The sequence below is a fragment of the Streptomyces sp. NPDC023481 genome (assembly GCF_055560195.1).
The window spans coordinates 227,921-245,279 of record NZ_JBVHJE010000009.1 but is presented as its reverse complement, the minus strand read 5'-3'; the positions used below and the strand labels follow the sequence as shown (position 1 = coordinate 245,279).

15 protein-coding genes are annotated in these 17,359 nt (G+C 72.8%); 10 read left to right on the top strand and 5 right to left on the bottom strand.

The window, feature by feature from the left end:
• Nucleotides 1-109 precede the first annotated feature (109 nt).
• On the top strand, nt 110-1,558 hold the full coding sequence (locus ACZ3ZD_RS19850) for an amino acid permease (RefSeq protein ID WP_467398893.1): 1,449 nt from the start codon (nt 110-112) through the stop codon (nt 1,556-1,558).
• Here the strand turns inward: ACZ3ZD_RS19850 and ACZ3ZD_RS19845 are convergent.
• Nucleotides 1,518-1,970 (bottom strand): ATP-binding protein, encoded by a 453-nt coding sequence (locus ACZ3ZD_RS19845; protein WP_467398890.1) that lies wholly within the window; start codon nt 1,968-1,970, stop codon nt 1,518-1,520. The genes ACZ3ZD_RS19850 and ACZ3ZD_RS19845 overlap by 41 nt on opposite strands.
• A 298-nt stretch (nt 1,971-2,268) precedes the next feature.
• Here ACZ3ZD_RS19845 and ACZ3ZD_RS19840 point away from each other — a divergent pair, with 298 nt between their 5' ends.
• Together ACZ3ZD_RS19840 and ACZ3ZD_RS19835 are read left to right on the top strand one after the other, a co-directional pair.
• On the top strand, nt 2,269-3,096 hold the full coding sequence (locus tag ACZ3ZD_RS19840; protein ID WP_467398888.1) for an enoyl-CoA hydratase family protein: 828 nt from the start codon (nt 2,269-2,271) through the stop codon (nt 3,094-3,096).
• A 6-nt stretch (nt 3,097-3,102) separates the two neighbouring features.
• Nucleotides 3,103-5,412 carry a bifunctional salicylyl-CoA 5-hydroxylase/oxidoreductase gene (locus tag ACZ3ZD_RS19835; protein ID WP_467398886.1) on the top strand — a complete coding sequence of 770 codons (2,310 nt, stop codon included), beginning with the start codon at nt 3,103-3,105 and terminating at the stop codon, nt 5,410-5,412.
• Here the strand turns inward: ACZ3ZD_RS19835 and ACZ3ZD_RS19830 are convergent.
• Nucleotides 5,377-6,189 carry a PaaX family transcriptional regulator gene (locus ACZ3ZD_RS19830; protein WP_467398883.1) on the bottom strand — a complete coding sequence of 271 codons (813 nt, stop codon included), beginning with the start codon at nt 6,187-6,189 and terminating at the stop codon, nt 5,377-5,379. The genes ACZ3ZD_RS19835 and ACZ3ZD_RS19830 overlap by 36 nt on opposite strands.
• Before the next feature lie 15 nt (nt 6,190-6,204).
• Complete coding sequence (locus ACZ3ZD_RS19825; RefSeq protein WP_467398881.1) at nt 6,205-7,797, bottom strand: AMP-binding protein; 1,593 nt, start codon at nt 7,795-7,797, stop codon at nt 6,205-6,207.
• Between the two features lie 186 nt (nt 7,798-7,983).
• Here ACZ3ZD_RS19825 and ACZ3ZD_RS19820 point away from each other — a divergent pair, with 186 nt between their 5' ends.
• From ACZ3ZD_RS19820 to ACZ3ZD_RS19810, 3 genes are all read left to right on the top strand, one after another.
• The gene (locus ACZ3ZD_RS19820; protein WP_467398878.1) at nt 7,984-9,114 is read left to right on the top strand and encodes an acyl-CoA dehydrogenase family protein; all 1,131 of its coding nucleotides are present in this window, start codon (nt 7,984-7,986) and stop codon (nt 9,112-9,114) included.
• Nucleotides 9,111-9,509 carry a RidA family protein gene (locus ACZ3ZD_RS19815; RefSeq protein ID WP_467398876.1) on the top strand — a complete coding sequence of 133 codons (399 nt, stop codon included), beginning with the start codon at nt 9,111-9,113 and terminating at the stop codon, nt 9,507-9,509. Before ACZ3ZD_RS19820 ends, ACZ3ZD_RS19815 begins: the two co-directional genes overlap by 4 nt.
• A 161-nt stretch (nt 9,510-9,670) precedes the next feature.
• Nucleotides 9,671-10,294 carry a DUF6299 family protein gene (locus ACZ3ZD_RS19810; RefSeq protein ID WP_467398873.1) on the top strand — a complete coding sequence of 208 codons (624 nt, stop codon included), beginning with the start codon at nt 9,671-9,673 and terminating at the stop codon, nt 10,292-10,294.
• 26 nt (nt 10,295-10,320) lie between these two features.
• Here ACZ3ZD_RS19810 and ACZ3ZD_RS19805 read toward each other — a convergent pair whose 3' ends face one another.
• On the bottom strand, nt 10,321-11,142 hold the full coding sequence (locus ACZ3ZD_RS19805; RefSeq protein ID WP_467398871.1) for a GntR family transcriptional regulator: 822 nt from the start codon (nt 11,140-11,142) through the stop codon (nt 10,321-10,323).
• 303 nt (nt 11,143-11,445) lie between these two features.
• Here ACZ3ZD_RS19805 and ACZ3ZD_RS19800 point away from each other — a divergent pair, with 303 nt between their 5' ends.
• From ACZ3ZD_RS19800 to ACZ3ZD_RS19785, 4 genes are all read left to right on the top strand, one after another.
• Nucleotides 11,446-12,726, top strand: coding sequence for an extracellular solute-binding protein (locus tag ACZ3ZD_RS19800; RefSeq protein ID WP_467398869.1), 1,281 nt, complete (start codon nt 11,446-11,448; stop codon nt 12,724-12,726).
• Nucleotides 12,727-12,817: 91 nt separating this feature from the next.
• Nucleotides 12,818-13,816 carry a carbohydrate ABC transporter permease gene (locus ACZ3ZD_RS19795; protein ID WP_467398866.1) on the top strand — a complete coding sequence of 333 codons (999 nt, stop codon included), beginning with the start codon at nt 12,818-12,820 and terminating at the stop codon, nt 13,814-13,816.
• On the top strand, nt 13,813-14,643 hold the full coding sequence (locus ACZ3ZD_RS19790; protein WP_467398864.1) for a carbohydrate ABC transporter permease: 831 nt from the start codon (nt 13,813-13,815) through the stop codon (nt 14,641-14,643). Before ACZ3ZD_RS19795 ends, ACZ3ZD_RS19790 begins: the two co-directional genes overlap by 4 nt.
• Before the next feature lie 8 nt (nt 14,644-14,651).
• On the top strand, nt 14,652-16,163 hold the full coding sequence (locus tag ACZ3ZD_RS19785; protein ID WP_467398861.1) for a glycoside hydrolase family 3 protein: 1,512 nt from the start codon (nt 14,652-14,654) through the stop codon (nt 16,161-16,163).
• 143 nt (nt 16,164-16,306) lie between these two features.
• Here ACZ3ZD_RS19785 and sbnA read toward each other — a convergent pair whose 3' ends face one another.
• A complete protein-coding gene (gene sbnA / locus ACZ3ZD_RS19780; protein ID WP_467398859.1) occupies nt 16,307-17,329 on the bottom strand; it encodes a 2,3-diaminopropionate biosynthesis protein SbnA in 1,023 nt (340 codons plus the stop codon).
• Nucleotides 17,330-17,359: the final 30 nt, after the last annotated feature.

Here is a 17,359-nt window from a genome sequence, read left to right as displayed (position 1 = left end):
CCGCGTCACCAGGCCTTATCCTGACCGACGGCCCGGAACCACCCCTTCCGCGGCCGCCGCCGCGCCCCTACGACGGGCGCCCGCACCACCAGAAACGAGCACCACCCGCATGCCCGCTCCCCGCATCAAGTCCCCGCACCTGCTCGTCGCCGAATCCGGCGCCGACCGCGAGGGACACGGCCTGCAGCGCACCATGGGCCTCTTCCAGCTCATCTGCTTCGGCGTCGGCGCCATCGTCGGTACCGGCATCTTCGTCGGCCTCTCCGACTCCGTCGCCCAGGCCGGCCCGGCCGTCGTCGTCTCCTTCGTCCTCGCCGCGATCACCTGCGTCTTCACCGCCCTGTCCTTCGCGGAACTGGGCGGCGCGATCCCGGTCTCCGGCTCCTCGTACTCCTTCGCCTACGCCGGCCTCGGCGAGTCCACCGCCTTCCTCGTCGGCTGGTGCCTGCTGCTGGAGTACGGCGTCTCCATCTCGGCCGTCGCGGTCGGCTGGAGCCAGTACGTCAACGAGCTGCTGCACAGCCTCACCGGCCTGCAGTTCCCGGCCATGCTCTGCGCCGGTCCCGGCGACGGCGGCATCGTCAACCTGCCGGCCGTGATCGTCATCGCCCTGGCCTCCGTACTGCTGGTGCGCGGGGTGCGCGAGAGCGCCCGGGCCACCGCCGCCATGGCCGCCGTGAAGCTCGCCATCCTGCTCGCCTTCTGCGCCGTCGGCTACAGCGCGTTCAAGGACGGCAACCTCACCCCGTTCTCCCCGGCCGGCCTCGGCGGCATCGGCGCCGGCACCACCGCCGCGTTCTTCTCCTACATCGGCTTCGACGCGATCACCACCGCCGGCGAGGAGGCGAAGAACCCGCGCCGGGACATCCCCGTGGCGATCCTCGTCTGCATGGGTCTGGTCACCGTGCTGTACTGCGCGGTCGCGCTCGCCGCGATCGGCGCCATCGGCGGCGGCCAGGTCGCCGGCCGCCCCGCCGCCCTCTCCTACGTCGTCAACGAGGTCACCGGCTCCGGCGTCGGCGGCGGTGTCATCGCCTTCGGCGCGGTCGTCGCCATCGCCTCCGTGGTCCTCGCCGTGATGTACGGCCAGACCCGCATCCTGATGTCGATGTCCCGGGACGGCCTGATCCCGCGCGTCTTCGAGAAGGTCTCCCCGAAGACCTCCACGCCGGTCGCCGGCACGCTGATCGTCGCGGTCGTCTTCGCCGTCCCCGCGGCCTTCGCCTCCCTCGACGCCGTGATGAACCTGTGCACGATCGGCACGCTCGCCATCATGGCCGTCGTCAACATCACGGTGATCGCCCTGCGCCGCCGCGAACCGGGCCTGGCCCGCAGCTTCCGGGTGCCGCTGTACCCGGTGGCCCCGCTGCTCGGCGTCGGCTTCTGCCTGTACCTGATGTACGAGACCGGCTGGCGGACCTGGCTCCAGTTCGCCGTGTTCCTCGCGGTGGGCCTGCTGGTCTACGGCGTCTACGGGCGCCGGCACTCCACGCTGGCCCGGACGCCGGCCGACAGGGTCACACCGGCCGCCGCTGAGCGGGAACCACAGGCAGTCTGAACCACACCGCCTTGCCCGACGGGGTGGGGCGGTGCCCGCAGGACGAGCTGAGGGCGCGGATCAGCAGCAGCCCGCGCCCGCCCTCCTGCCAGACGTCGGGCTCCTCGATCACCGGCGCGGTCAGCCGGCCGGGCGGTGCCGGGTCCGGGTCGTGCACCTCGACCTGGCAGCCGGTCGGCCGCAGCTCCACCACCAGCTCGATCGGGCCGCGCCCGGCGGTGTGCTCCACCGCGTTGGCCACCAGCTCGGCCGTGAGCAGCTCCGCCGTGTCGCAGTCGGCCACGTGCTCCACCTCGGTGAGGGCCGAGCGCACCAGCGCGCGCGCCGCCGGCACCGCCGCGGCGGTGTGCGGCAGCGCGATGCGCCAGGAGGCCGATTCGGTGGGGCGTTCGTGCAAGGCGAGTCCGTTCATGGAGCAGGCTGTCCTGCTTTCGACTGTAGGAATGGTACGGGCCCGGCCACCGCGGACGGTCGGGGGGCTTCGCCCGGAGCCTCCCGGCCCCGGTACCGGGCGGCCTACCCAGGCGGGCGGCCCGCCTCGCCCGCCCTGGCGCACTGTTACGCCGCTGTCGACAAGCGGTGACCGACGTGACCGGAAACAGCCGGTCACGAGCCGGTGTGTCGCGCACCCGTGACGACAGTCACAAACAAGTGATAACTTCATGGGACGTAGCAACGTACGGCACCGCCGCGCTAGGAGGCCGCACGTCATGAGTCCCTTCACCGGCTCCGCCGCCCGCACCGCCGACTGGACGCACCTGCGGGTCCGGATCGCCGACGGGGTGGCCACCGTCACCCTCGCCCGGCCCGAGAAGCTCAACGCCCTCACCTTCGGCGCCTACGCCGACCTGCGCGACCTGCTCGCCGAACTGTCCCGGGAGCGCTCCGTGCGCGCCCTGATCCTGGCCGGCGAGGGCCGCGGCTTCTGCTCCGGCGGTGACGTGGACGAGATCATCGGCGCCACGCTGGGCATGGACACCGCCCGGCTGCTCGACTTCAACCGGATGACCGGCCAGGTCGTCCGGGCGGTCCGGGAGTGCCCGTTCCCGGTGATCGCCGCGGTGCACGGGGTGGCCGCGGGCGCCGGGGCCGTCCTCGCGCTGGCGGCCGACTTCCGCGTCGCGGACCCCTCCGCCCGGTTCGCCTTCCTCTTCACCCGGGTCGGCCTGTCCGGCGGCGACATGGGCGCCGCCTATCTGCTGCCCCGGGTCGTCGGCCTCGGCCACGCCACCCGGCTCCTCATGCTCGGCGAACCGGTCCGGGCCCCCGAGGCCGAGCGCATCGGCCTGATCAGCGAACTGACCGAGGAGGGCCGCGCCGACGAGGCGGCCGCCGCGCTGGCCCGCCGCCTGGCCGACGGCCCCGCCCTGGCCCACGCCCAGACGAAGGCGCTGCTGACGGCCGAGCTGGACATGCCGCTGGCCGCCTCGGTCGAACTGGACGCCTCGACCCAGGCCCTGCTGATGAACGGCGAGGACTACGCCGAGTTCCACGCGGCCTTCACCGAGAAGCGCCCGCCGAAGTGGCGGGGGAGGTGAGGACCGGTGCGTGTGGCGATCATCGGCGGCGGCCCCGGCGGCCTCTACGCGGCGGCCCTGCTGAAACGGCTCGACCCCGCACGGGAGGTCACCGTCTGGGAACGCAACGCCCCGGACGTCACCTTCGGCTTCGGAGTCGTCCTGTCCGACGAGACCCTCGGCGGCATAGAACACGCCGACCCGGTCGTCTACGAGTCCCTGCGGCGGGACTTCGTCCGCTGGGACGACATCGACATAGTGCACCGGGGCGTCCGGCACCGCTCCGGCGGCCACGGCTTCGCCGCACTGGGCCGGCACCGCCTCCTGGCGATCCTGCACGAACGCTGCCGCTCGCTCGGCGTGCGGCTTGCCTTCCGCACCGAGGCCCCGCACCCGGACACCCTCGCCGCCGAGTACGACCTCGTCGTCGCCGCCGACGGTGTGCACAGCACCACCCGCGACACCTATGCCGACGTGTTCCGCCCCCGGGTGGCCGCACACCGCTGCCGCTACATCTGGCTCGCCGCCGACTTCGCCTTCGACGCCTTCCGCTTCGAGATCGCCGAGACCGAGCACGGCGTGCTGCAACTGCACGGCTACCCGTACGCGGCGGACGCCTCCACCGTCATCGTCGAGATGCGCGAGGAGGTGTGGCGAGCGGCCGGCTTCGACGAACTCGACGAGCAGGAGTCGGTGGCGCGCTGCGCCAAGATCTTCGCCGAGACCCTGCGCGGCCGCCCCCTGCGCTCCAACACCTCGGCCTGGACCACCTTCCGCACGGTGGTCAACGACCGCTGGTCGCACGGCAACGTCGTGCTGCTGGGCGACGCCGCGCACACCGCGCACTTCTCCATCGGCTCCGGCACCAAGCTCGCCGTGGAGGACGCCCTCGCGCTGGCCGCCTGCCTGGCCGAACAGGACTCACCAAAGGCGGCCCTCGCCGCCTACGAGGCGGAACGCAAACCCGTCGTCGCCTCCACCCAGCGGGCCGCCCGGGCCAGCCTGGAGTGGTTCGAGCAGCTGCCGCTGTACCTCGGCCAGCCGTCCCGCCAGTTCGCCTTCAACCTGCTCACCCGCAGCCGCCGGGTCACCCACGGCAACCTGCGGCTGCGCGACCGCCGCTTCACCGAGTCGGTGGAACGCGAGTTCGGCTGCCCGCCCGGCACACCGCCGATGTTCACGCCGTTCCGGCTGCGCGGCCTGACCCTGCGCAACCGGGTCGTCGTGTCACCGATGGACCTGTACTCCGCCTCCGACGGCGTCCCCGGCGACCTCCACCTCGTCCACCTGGGCGCCCGCGCTCTCGGCGGGGCCGGCCTGGTGATGACCGAGATGGTGTGCGTCAGCCCGGAGGGCCGGATCACCCCCGGCTGCGCCGGCCTCTACACCGGCCGGCAGGTCGAGGCCTGGCGCCGGGTCACCGACTTCGTGCACCGCCAGTCCCCGGGCACCGCCATCGGCGTCCAGCTCGGGCACTCCGGCCGCAAGGGCTCCACGAAGGTGATGTGGGAGGGCATGGACGAACCGCTGCCCACCGGCAACTGGCCCGTCGTCGCCGCGTCCCCGCTGCCGTACAAGCCGGGCGGCCACATCCCGCGCGAGCTGTCCCGCGCCCAGCTCACCGACCTGCGCGAGCAGTTCGCCGCCGCCGCGTGGCGGGCCGCGCGGGCCGGGTTCGACCTGCTCGAACTGCACTGCGCCCACGGCTACCTGCTCTCCGGATTCCTCTCCCCGCTCACCAACCGGCGCACCGACGCCTACGGCGGCTCGCTGGACAAGCGGCTGCGGTTCCCGCTGGAGGTCTTCGACGCCGTACGCGCGGTGTGGCCGGCCGAGCGGCCGATGACCGTCCGGATCTCGGCCACCGACTGGGCGGAGGGCGGGACGGACGCCGAGGACGCCGTCGGGATCGCCCGCGCCTTCGCCGCGCACGGCGCCGACGCCATCGACGTGTCCACCGGGCAGGTGGTGGCCGAGGAGCGGCCCGAGTTCGGGCGGTCGTACCAGACGCCGTTCGCCGACCGGATCCGGCACGAGGTCCGCGTCCCGGTGATCGCGGTCGGCGCGATCTCCTCCTGGGACGACGTCAACTCGCTGATCCTGGCGGGCCGTACGGACCTGTGCGCGCTGGCCCGCCCGCACCTGTACGACCCGCACTGGACCCTGCACGCGGCGGCCGAGCAGGGCTACGAGGGCCCCGGCGCCCCCTGGCCCGCGCCCTACCGGGCCGGCAGCCGGCGCCCGCAGACCGGCCGCACGGACGCCCCGAAACCCCGCCTGTCGCTGGGCGCCCGGCCCTCCTCACACCCCGGCGAACCCGGCGCCCGCGTCCCGTAGCCGCTCGTGCAGGCCGTGGAAGACCTCCGCCGAGCGGACGCCGGGCCAGTCGGCCGGGAGGAGGCGGGTGGGCAGGCCCGGGTCGCTGTAGGGCAGGTGGCGCCAGGAGTCGAGGGCGAGGAGGTAGTCGTGGTACGCCTCCTCGGGCGGGGTGTCGGCGCGCTCCTGCCAGGCGTGCAGCACCGGCGCGTGCGCGTCCAGGAAGCGCTCGTGCTCCTTGGCGATCGCCGCCAGGTCCCACCAGCGGGCCACCGCCTCCGCCGTGGCCGCGAACCCCAGGTGCTCGCCGCGGAAGAAGTCCACGTACGGGTCCAGGTGCAGCCGGCGCAGGGTGTGCTCGGCCTCCTCGTACAGCCGGGCCGGCGCGATCCACACCCCCGGGGCCGCCGTGCCGAAGCCCAGCCCGGCCAGCCGGGAGCGCAGCACGTGCCGCTTCTGCCGCTCCGACTCCGGGACCGAGAACACCGCGAGCACCCAGCCCTCGTCCGCGACGGGCGTGCCCGCGTAGATGCGGCGGTCGCCGTCGTCCAGCAACTGGCGTGCCTCGGCGGACAGTTCGTACCCGGCGGCGCCGGATCCGGTGCGGGCGGGCAGCAGCAGCCCGCGCCGTTTGAGCCGGGACACCGAGGACCGCACGGACGGCGCGTCCACGCCGACCGCGGCCAGCAGCCGGATCAGCTCGGCGACGGGCACCGGGCCGGGCATGAAGCGGCCGTACGCCCCGTAGAGCGTGACGATGAGGGACCTGGGGGCGTGCTGCTCGGACACGTTGATCATTTTAGGTCGTCGGCATCACTGCCGGTCACCTTCGGTGCGCAGGCGGAACCGCTGGAGCTTGCCGGTGGCCGTGCGGGGCAGCGCGTCGAGGAAGACGAACGCGCGCGGGCACTTGTACGGCGCCAGCTCGGCGGTGAGGAACGCGCGGAGCGCCTCCGGGTCGCGCCGGGCGCCCGCGCGCAGCACCGTGTAGGCCACCACCACCTGGCCGCGGGCCTCGTCGGGCCGGCCGACGACCGCCGTCTCGGTCACGTCCGGATGGCGCAGCAGCGCCTCCTCGACCTCCGGGCCCGCGATGTTGTACCCGGCCGAGATGATCATGTCGTCGGCGCGGGCCACATAGCGGAAGTAGCCGTCGGCCTCGCGTATGTAGGTGTCGCCGGTGATGTTCCAGCCGTCCCGGACGTACTCGCGCTGCCGCGGGTCGGCGAGGTAGCGGCAGCCGACCGGGCCGCGCACGGCCAGCAGCCCGGGCTCGCCGTCGGGCACCGGCTTGCCGTCGGCGTCCTGCACGCGCGCCTGCCAGCCCGGCACCGGCACGCCCGTGCTGCCGGGCCGGATCCGCTCGTCGGCGGCGGACAGGAAGATGTGCAGCAGCTCGGTGGCGCCGATCCCGTTGATGATGCGCAGGCCCGTGCGCTCGTGCCAGGCCCGCCAGGTGGCCGCGGGCAGGTTCTCGCCGGCCGAGACGCAGCGTCTGAGGGACGTCACGTCGTGCCCGTCCAGCTCCTCCAGCATGGCGCGGTAGGCGGTCGGCGCGGTGAACAGGACGGAGACGCGGTGCTCGGCGATCGCGGGCAGCAGCCGGCGGGGGCTCGCCTGCTCCAGCAGCAGGGCGCTGGCCCCGGCCCGCAGCGGGAAGACCACCAGCCCGCCGAGGCCGAAGGTGAAGCCCAGCGGGGGACTGCCGGCGAAGACATCGTCCTCGTGGGGTCGCAACACATGCCGTGAGAAGGTGTCGGCTGTCGCCAGCACATCGCGGTGGAAGTGCATGCACCCTTTCGGGCGACCCGTCGTGCCGGACGTGAACGCGATCAGGGCGACGTCGTCGGACGCGGTGTCCACCGCGGGGTAGGGGCCGCCGGGCGCCGGGCGGCGCAGCAGGTCGTCGGGTGCGTCACCGCCGTACGTCGTGACGCGCAGCCCGGGTACCGCGGCCCTCGCCAGGCCGTCCACCGCACGGACGTCGCACAGCGCGTGCCCCACCCGGGCGATCGCGCACAGGGTCGCCAGCTCCTGCGGGCGCTGCTGGGCCAGCACGGTGACCGCGACCGCGCCCGCCTTCAGTACCGCCAGCCAGCAGGCGGCGAGCCAGGGCGTGGTGGGGCCGCGCAGCAGCACCCGGTTGCCCGGGACCACGCCCAGCGAGCCGGTGAGCACGTGGGCGATCCGGTCGACCCGGGCGCGCAGCTCGCCGTAGGTCCAGACGCCGCCGTCCGGCGTGTGGAACGCCGGGCGGGCCGGGTCCGCGTGGTCCAGGAGCTCCACGGCGCAGTTCAGCCGATCGGGGTAACGCAGTTCCGGCAGGTCGAACCGCAGCTCGGGCCACTCGTGCGGCGGGGGCAGATGGTCGCGCGCGAACGTGTCGACGTGGGCCGAGAGATGCATGGCGGTCCGCCCCCTTGCCGTGACAGAGGTCCGGAACGGATGTCCGAACGGGCTACCTGGTGGGCTCGCGCCTTGAGCGTATCGTGTTGGTGACGGCAGTCAACAGTACGCGATAACGTCGGGGGGTGGGGTGCCGAAAGGGGCGGGGACCCGCCCCGGAACGCGACCCCGGAGGGAGGACCGGCCGTGTCCGCATTCTCACTCGGCCCCGAGCAGACCGCCTGGTGTGCCGAGCTGCGCGAGCTGGCCGCCGGGCGGCTGCGCCCGCTCGCCGACCGGGGCGCGCCCGGCCGCGTCAACCGGCCGCTCCTCGCCGAGCTCGGCCGACTGGGGCTGCTCGGGCGGCTGTTCAGCGCCGGCGCGCTTGAGCTGTGCCTGATGCGGGAGTCCCTCGCGCAGGCCTGCACCGAGGCCGAGACCGCGCTCGCCCTGCAGGGCCTGGGCGCCCACCCGGTGCACGCCCACGGCAGCGAGGACCAGCGGGCGCGCTGGCTGCCCGGGGTCGCCGACGGCAGCACGGTCGCCGCCTTCGCGCTGAGCGAGCCCGGCGCCGGTTCGGACGCGGCGGCGCTGGCCCTCGCGGCCGACCCGGACGGCGCCGGCTGGAGGCTCACCGGCGCCAAGTGCTGGATCTCCAACGCCCCCGAGGCCGACTTCTACACCGTCTTCGCCCGCACCACACCCGGCGCCGGGGCCCGCGGGGTGACCGCCTTCCTGGTCCCGGCCGACCGGCCCGGACTCACCGGCAGCGCCCTGGAGATGATCTCGCCGCACCCCATCGGCGCCCTCGACTTCGACGCCGTACCCGTCACCGCGGCCGACGTGCTCGGCGCACCCGACCGCGGCTTCGCCGTCGCCATGGGCACCCTCAATCTCTTCCGCCCCAGCGTCGGCGCGTTCGCGGTCGGCATGGCGCAGGCCGCGCTGGACGCCACGATCGGCCACACCCGCCGGCGTGAGGCGTTCCACGGCCGGCTGATGGACCTTCAGGCCGTGTCGCACCAGGTCGCCGAGATGGCCCTGCGCACCGAGGCGGCCCGGCTGATGGTGTACGCGGCCGCGACGGCGTACGACGCGGGAGCGGCCGACGTGCCCCGGCGCGCGGCGATGGCCAAGCTGCTCGCCACCGAGACCGCGCAGTACGTCGTCGACACCGCCGTCCAACTGCACGGCGCCCGCGCCCTGCGCCGCGGCCACCTCCTCGAACACCTCTACCGCGAGGTGCGCGCGCCCCGCGTCTACGAGGGCGCCAGCGAGGTCCAACGGGGCATCATCGCCAAGGAGTTGTACGCCGAAGCGGCCAAGGAGGACCGGTGACGACCGAGCGCGTCAACCCGCCCGGGATGGCCCCGCCCACGGGCTTCTCGCACGCCGTCGTCGCGACCGGCTCCCGCGTGGTGTTCCTGGCGGGCCAGACCGCCCTCGACGGCGACGGGAAGATCACCGGTGAGACGCTGCCCGAGCAGTTCGAGAAGGCCCTCGGCAACCTCCTCACCGCCCTGCGTGCGGCCGGCGGCACCCCCGCCGACCTCGCCCGGGTCACCGTCTACGCCACCGACGTCGCCGCCTACCGCGCCCACGCGGCTCTCCTGGGCCGGATCTGGCGGGAGTCGGCGGGCCGCGACTATCCCGCGATGGCCGTCGTGGAGGTCGTACGGCTGTGGGACGAGCGGGCGCTGGTGGAACTGGACGGGTTCGCCGTACTGCCGTGAGCCCCGGGCCGGGACCTCGCGCGCGCCCCGTCGCCCGCACCGTCGATGACCCGGCCCGTTCGGTTTCATGACGCGCCACCGATGGGGTGACGGTCACGCCCGGCGGCCCGGCCGCCCGGTACCAGTGGAGACCCTCGACCCCTGGAACCGGGAGGTATCCCATGCCCGTACGCCCCGCCCTCGCCACGGTCCTCGGCGCCGCCGCGCTGCTGTGCACCGCCGTCGGCCCGGCCACCGCCGCCCCCGCCGAGACGATCACCGTCGACCCGGTCGGCAAGCTCGCCGCCGACGGCACGGTGACGCTGTCCGGCACCTACCGCTGCACCGGCGGCACCGGGCCGGTGCTCGTCAGCTCCTCGGTCAGCCAGAAGGACCTCGGTCTCCAGTACGCCATCGGCGGCAGCGTCGCCCGGTGCGACGGCGTCGAACACCGGTGGGAGCACTCCGGCGAGGCTTCGCCGAAGGCGCTGAAGGACGGGGCGGCGCGGGTGGAGGCCACCCTCACGGAACTGCGCCCCTCCGGCATCGTCCTGCTGCCGTACTTCCACGCCGTGTCGCACCAGGACATCAAGCTCGCTCCGCACGACACACCCGCGCAGTCCCCGAAGACGACGGGCACGTCGTCGGCGAAGGCACCGAAGGCACCGAAGGCGCCGAAGACGCCGAAGACGCCGGGCAAGTCGTCGGCCAAGGCGCCCAAGACGGCCAAAACGTCCAAGACGGCCAAGGCGCCCAAGGCGACGGGCGAGTCGTCGGCGAAGGCGACGGCCAAGCCGGTTCGCTGATCCGCGACCCCGCCCGCGCCCCGGCTTCAGGCGCGGCCGAGCCCGTCCCGGTCCGGCGGAGCCGGACTCCGCCGGACCCGAGGGGCGTCCGGCCGCCGCAGGGCGGCCACGAACTTGTAGCGCGAGCCCCGGTACACCGAGCGCACCCACTCCACGGGCGAGCCCTGCGCGTCCCGCGAGTGCCGGGACAGCAGCAGCATCGGCAGCCCCACGTCGGTGGCGAGCAACTGCGCCTCGCGCGGGGTCGACAACGAGGTCTCGATGGTCTCGTCGGCCTCGGCGAGCCGGACGCCGTACACCTCGGCGAGCGCGGTGTAGAGCGAGGGGTGGGTGGCCAGCCAGCGGCGCAGGCCGGGGAACCGGCGCACCGACAGATGGGTCGTCTCGATCGCCATCGGGTCGCCGCCGGCCAGCCGCAGCCGCTCGATGCGCAGCACCGGCTCGCCCGCCCCGATGCCGAGCAGGCCCGCCAGCCGCTCGTCCGCGGGCACCTCCCCGATGTCCAGCACCCGCGAGGCCGGGGTGAGGCCCTGGGCGCGCATGTCCTCGGTGTGCGAGGTGAGCTGGAGCGTGCGGTACAGCTTGGGCTGGGCGACGAAGGTGCCCTTGCCCTGGATCCGGTCGAGCCGGCCCTCGCCGACGAGTTCCTGGAGCGCCTGCCGCACGGTGGTCCGCGAGGTGCCGAACCGGACGGCGAGCAGGCGTTCCGCGGGCATGGCCGAGCCGGGTTGCAGCGCCTCGGCCATGGTGAGCACCTGCTGCTTGATCCGGTAGTACTTCGGCACGCGCGCGGTGCGGCCGGACGCCCCCCTGTACGGCGGCGGGGCGCTGCTGACGTCGGTGGTCATGCCTGCCTTCCCGGCTGTGTCGACGGTCTCCCGTTATAGCGAGCAACCGCTCTATGGTCTAGTCCAACTGAACGCTCCGGGTGAAAGGGGGCGGAATGCGGACGGATGCGCTCCGGTGACTTTCTCGTAACGGCCGGTCCCGGCTTCCCGGACCACCCTTGACACTCCAAAAGGTCTAGGCCAAGCTCCACCGTACTGGTCTACACCATTCGTGACCAGGTCCACAGCCCTACGTGCAACAGCGTCGTACGCAGGTCACCGCCGAGGGCGTGGGGGGTTAGTGGCATCCCTGAGGAGGGTGGCGTGAAGCGCAAGCTTGCGGCCGCGATCGTGATCGCGGGCATGATGGTCTCCGTGTCGGCGTGCGGCGGGGACGGCGGCGACGACAGCGGCAAGAACGCGGGACCGGACAGCTTCAAGGGCCAGACCCTGACGGTCTGGGCGATGGACGGCTCCACGCCGGACCAGTGGGTCAAGGACGTCACGGCCGCCTTCGAGAAGAAGACCGGCGCCCAGCTGAAGTTCGAGACGCAGAAGTGGGACGGGATCCAGCAGAAGATCACCACCGCCCTGTCCGAGTCCACCCCGCCGGACGTGCTGGAGGTCGGCAACACCCAGACCCCGGCCTACGCGGCCACCGGCGGCCTCGCCGACCTGAGCGACCTGAAGACGGAGATCGGCGCCGACTGGACGCCGTCGGTCTCGCAGTCCTCCGTCTACGACGGCAAGCAGTACGCCGCGCCCTGGTACTTCGCCAACCGCGTCGTCATCTACAACAAGAAGATCTGGGCCGAGGCCGGCATCAAGGACACCCCGAAGACCCGGGACGAGTTCTACAAGGACCTGGAGACGATCGGGAAGAAGACCGACGCCGAGCCGCTCTACCTGCCCGGCCAGAACTGGTACTTCTTCGACGGCCTGACCATCGGCCAGGGCGCCGACCTGGTGAAGAAGGAAGGCGGCAAGTACGTCTCCAACCTCGGCGACCCCAAGGTCGCCAAGGCCATGGAGATCTACAAGAAGTACGCCTCCTACTCCAAGGCGCCCAAGGACAAGGACGAGGCCACCCCGCAGCAGGCCGAGGTCTTCGCCAAGGGGAAGACCGGCGCCTTCATCGGCATGGGCTGGGAGGCCGGTACGGCCGTCACCGCCAACAAGGCCATCGAGAAGGACCTCGGCTACTTCACCATCCCGGGCGAGAGCGCCGGCAAGCCCGAGGGTGTCTTCCTCGGCGGCTCCAACCTCGCCGTCGCCCAGGGCAGCAAGAAGCAGGCCCTGGCCAAGGAGTTCCTGAAGATCGCCCTGTCCGACCGGTACGAGGGCGAACTGGCCAAGCTCAACGGCGTCATCCCGAACAAGCAGGCCCTTCAGTCCAACCTCAAGGGCAACGCCGTCGCCGAGGCCGCCGCTCCGGGTGCCGCCGTCGGAGGCACCACCCCGCTCATCCCCGAGTGGGGCGCGGTCGAGAACAGCCCGAACCCGATCAAGTCGTACATGACGGCCGTGCTGAACGGCAAGTCCCCGGCGGACGCCGCCAAGCAGGTCGAGGGCGAGATCAACAAGCGCCTGGCCCAGCAGAACTGATGACCGCGCCGGGGGCGCCGCGCACGCGCCCCCGGCTCACCTGTGTCGTCCGTACGTGTCGTCCGTACGGCCACGGAAGAGATGGCAACTCATGTCAGTGCAGACCGAAGGCACGGACACGGCCGGGACGCCCGCTGTCCGCAAGGCCCGGGTACCGGCCCCGCCGCGCGGTGACGGCAGCACCGCCGGCGCCCCGTCCCGGCGCCGCGCCACCGCCCCCTACCTGCTCCTGCTGCCCGCGCTGCTGGCCACCCTGGTGCTCCTCGGCTGGCCCCTGGTCAAGAACGGCATGCTGTCGTTCCAGAACCTCAACCCGCGCCAGCTCATCCAGCACCTCACCGAGTGGAACGGCGTCGACAACTACCGGGAGGTGCTCAGCGGCGGCGACTTCTGGCACGTCGTCGAGCGCTCCGTCGTCTTCACCGCCGCCAACGTCGTACTGATCATGGTGATCGGCACCCTGGTCGGCCTGCTGCTGGCCCGGCTCGGCCGCAGGATGCGGCTGCTGCTCATGGTGGGCCTCGTCCTCGCCTGGGCCATGCCGGTCATCGCGGCCACCACCGTCTACCAGTGGCTGTTCGCCCAGCGCTTCGGCGTCGTCAACTGGGTGCTGGACAAGCTCGGCTGGCACTCCATGGCCGACCACAACTGGCTGCAGACCCAGTTCTCCACCTTCGCCGTGGTCACCCTGCTCATCGTCTGGCAGTCCATACCCTTCGTGGCGATCAACCTCTACGCCGCCACCACCACCATCCCCAGGGAACTGTACGAGGCCGCCTCCCTGGACGGCGCCGGCACCTGGCAGAGCTTCACCTCGGTGACCCTGCCCTTCCTGCGGCCGTTCCTGTACGCCACGACGTTCCTCGAAGTCATCTGGGTGTTCAAGGCGTTCGCGCAGATCTTCGCCATGAACGAGGGCGGCCCCGACCACCTCACCGAGACCCTGCCGATCTACGCCTACGTCGAGGGCGTCGGAAACCAGCACTTCGGGCTCGGCGCGGCGATCTCCTTCCTCACCATCCTGGTCCTGCTCGCCATCACCTCGTACTACCTGCGCATGGTGCTCAAGCAAGAGGAGGACGAGCTGTGAAGCGCTCGCTCTTCGGCCGCATCTGGCCCAACGCGACCGCCGTCGCCCTCTTCGTCGGCTTCGTGTTCCCCGTCTACTGGATGTTCGCCACGGCCTTCAAGCCGACCGGCGACATCATCGCCGACGACCCGGTGTGGTTCCCGACGCACGCCACCCTCGACCACTTCCGCAAGGCCGTCGACGCCGACCACTTCTGGACCCTCGTCCTCAACTCCGTCACCGTCACCGTGCTGTCGGTGGTCTTCTCGCTCGTCATCGCCCTGTTCGCCGCGTTCGCCCTGGCGCGGATGCGGTTCCGGGGCCGGCGCGGTCTGATCGTGACGTTCATGCTGGCGCAGATGGCCCCCTGGGAGGTCATGATCATCGCCATCTACATGATCGTCCGCGACAACGACATGCTCGACAGCCTGGTCCCGCTCACCGTCTTCTACACGATGATGGTGCTCCCGCTGACCATCCTCACCCTGCGCGGCTATGTCGCCGCCGTGCCCAGGGAGCTGGAGGAGTCGGCGATGGTCGACGGCTGCACCCGCCTCCAGGCCTTCGTCAAGGTGATCTTCCCGCTGCTCGCGCCCGGCCTGATGGCGACCTCGCTGTTCGGGTTCATCACCGCCTGGAACGAGTTCCCGCTCGTCCTGATCCTCAACAAGGACGTCGAGAAGCAGACCCTGCCGCTGTGGCTGTCCCAGTTCCAGACCGCATTCGGCGACGACTGGGGCGCCACCATGGCCGCCTCGTCGCTGTTCGCGCTGCCCATTCTGATCCTGTTCATCTTCCTGCAACGCAAGGCTGTCAGCGGTCTGACCGACGGCGCCGTGAAGGGATGACGCCCCCGATGACCACCATCGCCACCACAGCGTCCGGCAGCGGCTCCGCCGCGGGGGACACCCTCGCCCGGGACGCCCTCGCGGTGCTGCAACCGGGGTTCGACGGCACCACCGCCCCCGACTGGGTGCGCCGCCGCCTCGGCGAGGGCCTCGCCTCCGTCGCCCTGTTCGGCCGCAACGTCGTCAGCGAGGAGCAGGTCACCGCGCTCACCGCGCAGTTGCGGGCCGAGCGCGAGGACCTGCTGGTCGCCATCGACGAGGAGAGCGGCGACGTCACCCGCCTCGACGTGCGCACCGGCTCGCTCTTCCCCGGCAACCACGCCCTCGGCGCCGTCGACGACCCCGGCCTCACCCGGGCCGTCTCCCGCGAGCTGGGCCGGCGCCTGGCCGCCTGCGGTGTCACCCTCGACTGGGCGCCCTCCGCCGACGTCAACGCCGACCCCGACAACCCCGTCATCGGTGTCCGCTCCTTCGGCGCGAGCCCCGGCCTGGTCGCCCGGCACACCGCCGCCTGGGTGGAGGGCCTGCAGTCCACCGGCGTCGCCGCCTGCGCCAAGCACTTCCCCGGCCACGGCGACACCGACGTCGACTCCCACCTCGCCCTGCCCCGCATCGGCGTCGACGCCGACACCCTGTACGCGCGCGAACTGCCCCCGTTCCGCGCGGCGATCGCCGCCGGCACCCGGGCGATCATGAGCGCGCACATCCTGGTGCCCGCGCTGGACCCGGACCGCCCCGGCACCCTGTCCCGCCGCGTCCTCACCGAACTGCTGCGCGGCGAACTCGGCTACCAGGGCCTGATCGTCACCGACGGCATGGAGATGCGCGCGATCGCCGGCACCTACGGCCTGGAGCACGGCGCGGTCCTCGCGATCGCGGCCGGCGCCGACGCCATCTGCGTGGGCGGCGGACTGTGCGACGAGGGCACCGTGCTGAAGCTGCGGGACGCGCTCGTGGCCGCCGTACGCTCCGGTGAACTGCCCGAGGAACGGCTCGCCGACGCGGCGGCCCGGGTCCGCGAGCTGGCCGCCTGGACCACCGCCGCCCGCGGTGACGCGGAGCGGACCCCGGCCGACCCGGAGATCGGCCTGGTCGCGGCCCGCCGCGCGCTGACCGTGACCCGCGCGGGCGCCGCCGCCCCGGTCACCGCACCGGTGTACGTCGCCCGGTTCAGCCCCGCCGCGAACATCGCCGTCGGCGACCAGACGCCCTGGGGCGTCGCCGCCGAGCTGGAACGGCGGCTGCCCGGCGGCGCCTGCGGCACCTTCACCGGCGAGGGCGCCGGCCGGGCCGCCCTCGCCGCCGCCCAGGGGCGCCGGATCGTCGCCGTGGTCCGCGACGAGCACCGGCACGCCTGGATGCGCTCCGCGCTCGACACCCTGCTCGCCGCCCGACCCGACACCGTCGTGGTCGAGATGGGCCTGCCCGGGGCCGCACCGCGCGGCGCCCTGCACATCGCCACCCACGGCGCCGCCCGGGTCTGCGCGGTGGCGGCGGCGGAGGCCGCCGTCGCGGGCTGACCCCGGCGACCGCCGCCGCGCCCCCCAGGGGGTGACGGCGGTCGCGCGGGGTCCGGTCGGTGCGCGGTCGGCGGGGCCGGCCGGGACAGGCAGCCGCGGAACGGGCTCAGGTCCCGAGCCGCGGCCCCGCCACCGCGCGGGCGTCAGGCTCTTCGGCGCCGGCCCGGGCCCCGGGAGGCGGAGTTCTCCTCCCACGGGGTTTCCGTCCGGGCGGAGTCCAGCAGACTCTCGCCGTACAGGTCCTGCAGCCAGTTGGACTGGTAGATGGTGTCCAGGTAGCGCTCGCCGAGGTCGGGCGCTATGGCCACCGCGGTGAGGTCCCGGGTGCCGTGCCGGGCCAGCCAGTCCGTCGCCGCGCTGACCACCGACCCGGTGGAGCCGCCGAACAGGAAGCCCCGCCGGGCCATCCGGTGGCAGGTGCGGATGGTGTCCGCCTCCTCCACCCGGATCACCTCGTCCACGTACGACTCGTCCAGCAGCGGCGGGCGCATGCTCATGCCCAGGCCGGGGATCATCCGGCGGCCGGGCTCGCCGCCGAAGGCCACCGAGCCCACGCTGTCCACGGCGACGATCCGCACCGGCCGGTGCCACTCGCGGAAGTAGCGCCCGCAGCCCATCAGCGTCCCTGCGGTGCCCGTCCCGACGAACAGGACGTCCAGGTGCGGGAAGTGGCCGGCGATCTCCGGTGCCGTCGTCCGGAAGTGGGCCCGCCAGTTCCCCGCGTTGGTGTACTGGCTGAGCCACACGTACCGCTCGTCGGACGCGCACAGCGCGCGCACGTACTCCAGCCGCGTGCCCAGGAAACCGCCGTTGCCGTCCAGGTCGGTCACCACGTGCACCTGGCTGCCGAGGGCCTCCATCAGCAGCTTGGTGGACAGGTTGCACCGGGGGTCCGTCACGCACAGGAACCGGTAGCCCTTGCTCGCGGCGATCACGCTCAGCGCGACGCCCAGGTTCCCGGACGAGGACTCGACCAGGACGGAGTCCGGCGTCAGCCGCCCCTCCCGCTCGGCGCTCTCCACCATCTCGTTCGCGGCCTTCAACTTGATGGAGCCGGCGAAGTTGAAACCCTCGCACTTCAGGTAGAGGCGGCATCCGAAGATCGACTCCAGATCTACGAACAGACTGCCTTCGTTGAAGGCGTGGGGAGCGGAGATGACGGGCACGGCAGCCTCCTGGTGCCAGGGCTGAAGCGC

Excerpts from the sequence above, each read along its gene's own strand:
- ACZ3ZD_RS19840 (WP_467398888.1), top strand. The coding sequence starts at position 2,269 with ATGAGTCCCTTCACCGGCTCCGCCGCCCGCACCGCCGACTGGACGCAC.
- ACZ3ZD_RS19825 (WP_467398881.1), bottom strand. The coding sequence starts at position 7,797 with ATGCATCTCTCGGCCCACGTCGACACGTTCGCGCGCGACCATCTGCCC.
- ACZ3ZD_RS19850 (WP_467398893.1), top strand. The coding sequence starts at position 110 with ATGCCCGCTCCCCGCATCAAGTCCCCGCACCTGCTCGTCGCCGAATCC.
- ACZ3ZD_RS19810 (WP_467398873.1), top strand. The coding sequence starts at position 9,671 with ATGCCCGTACGCCCCGCCCTCGCCACGGTCCTCGGCGCCGCCGCGCTG.
- ACZ3ZD_RS19805 (WP_467398871.1), bottom strand. The coding sequence starts at position 11,142 with ATGACCACCGACGTCAGCAGCGCCCCGCCGCCGTACAGGGGGGCGTCC.
- ACZ3ZD_RS19795 (WP_467398866.1), top strand. The coding sequence starts at position 12,818 with ATGTCAGTGCAGACCGAAGGCACGGACACGGCCGGGACGCCCGCTGTC.
- ACZ3ZD_RS19830 (WP_467398883.1), bottom strand. The coding sequence starts at position 6,189 with ATGATCAACGTGTCCGAGCAGCACGCCCCCAGGTCCCTCATCGTCACG.
- ACZ3ZD_RS19845 (WP_467398890.1), bottom strand. The coding sequence starts at position 1,970 with ATGAACGGACTCGCCTTGCACGAACGCCCCACCGAATCGGCCTCCTGG.
- ACZ3ZD_RS19785 (WP_467398861.1), top strand. The coding sequence starts at position 14,652 with ATGACCACCATCGCCACCACAGCGTCCGGCAGCGGCTCCGCCGCGGGG.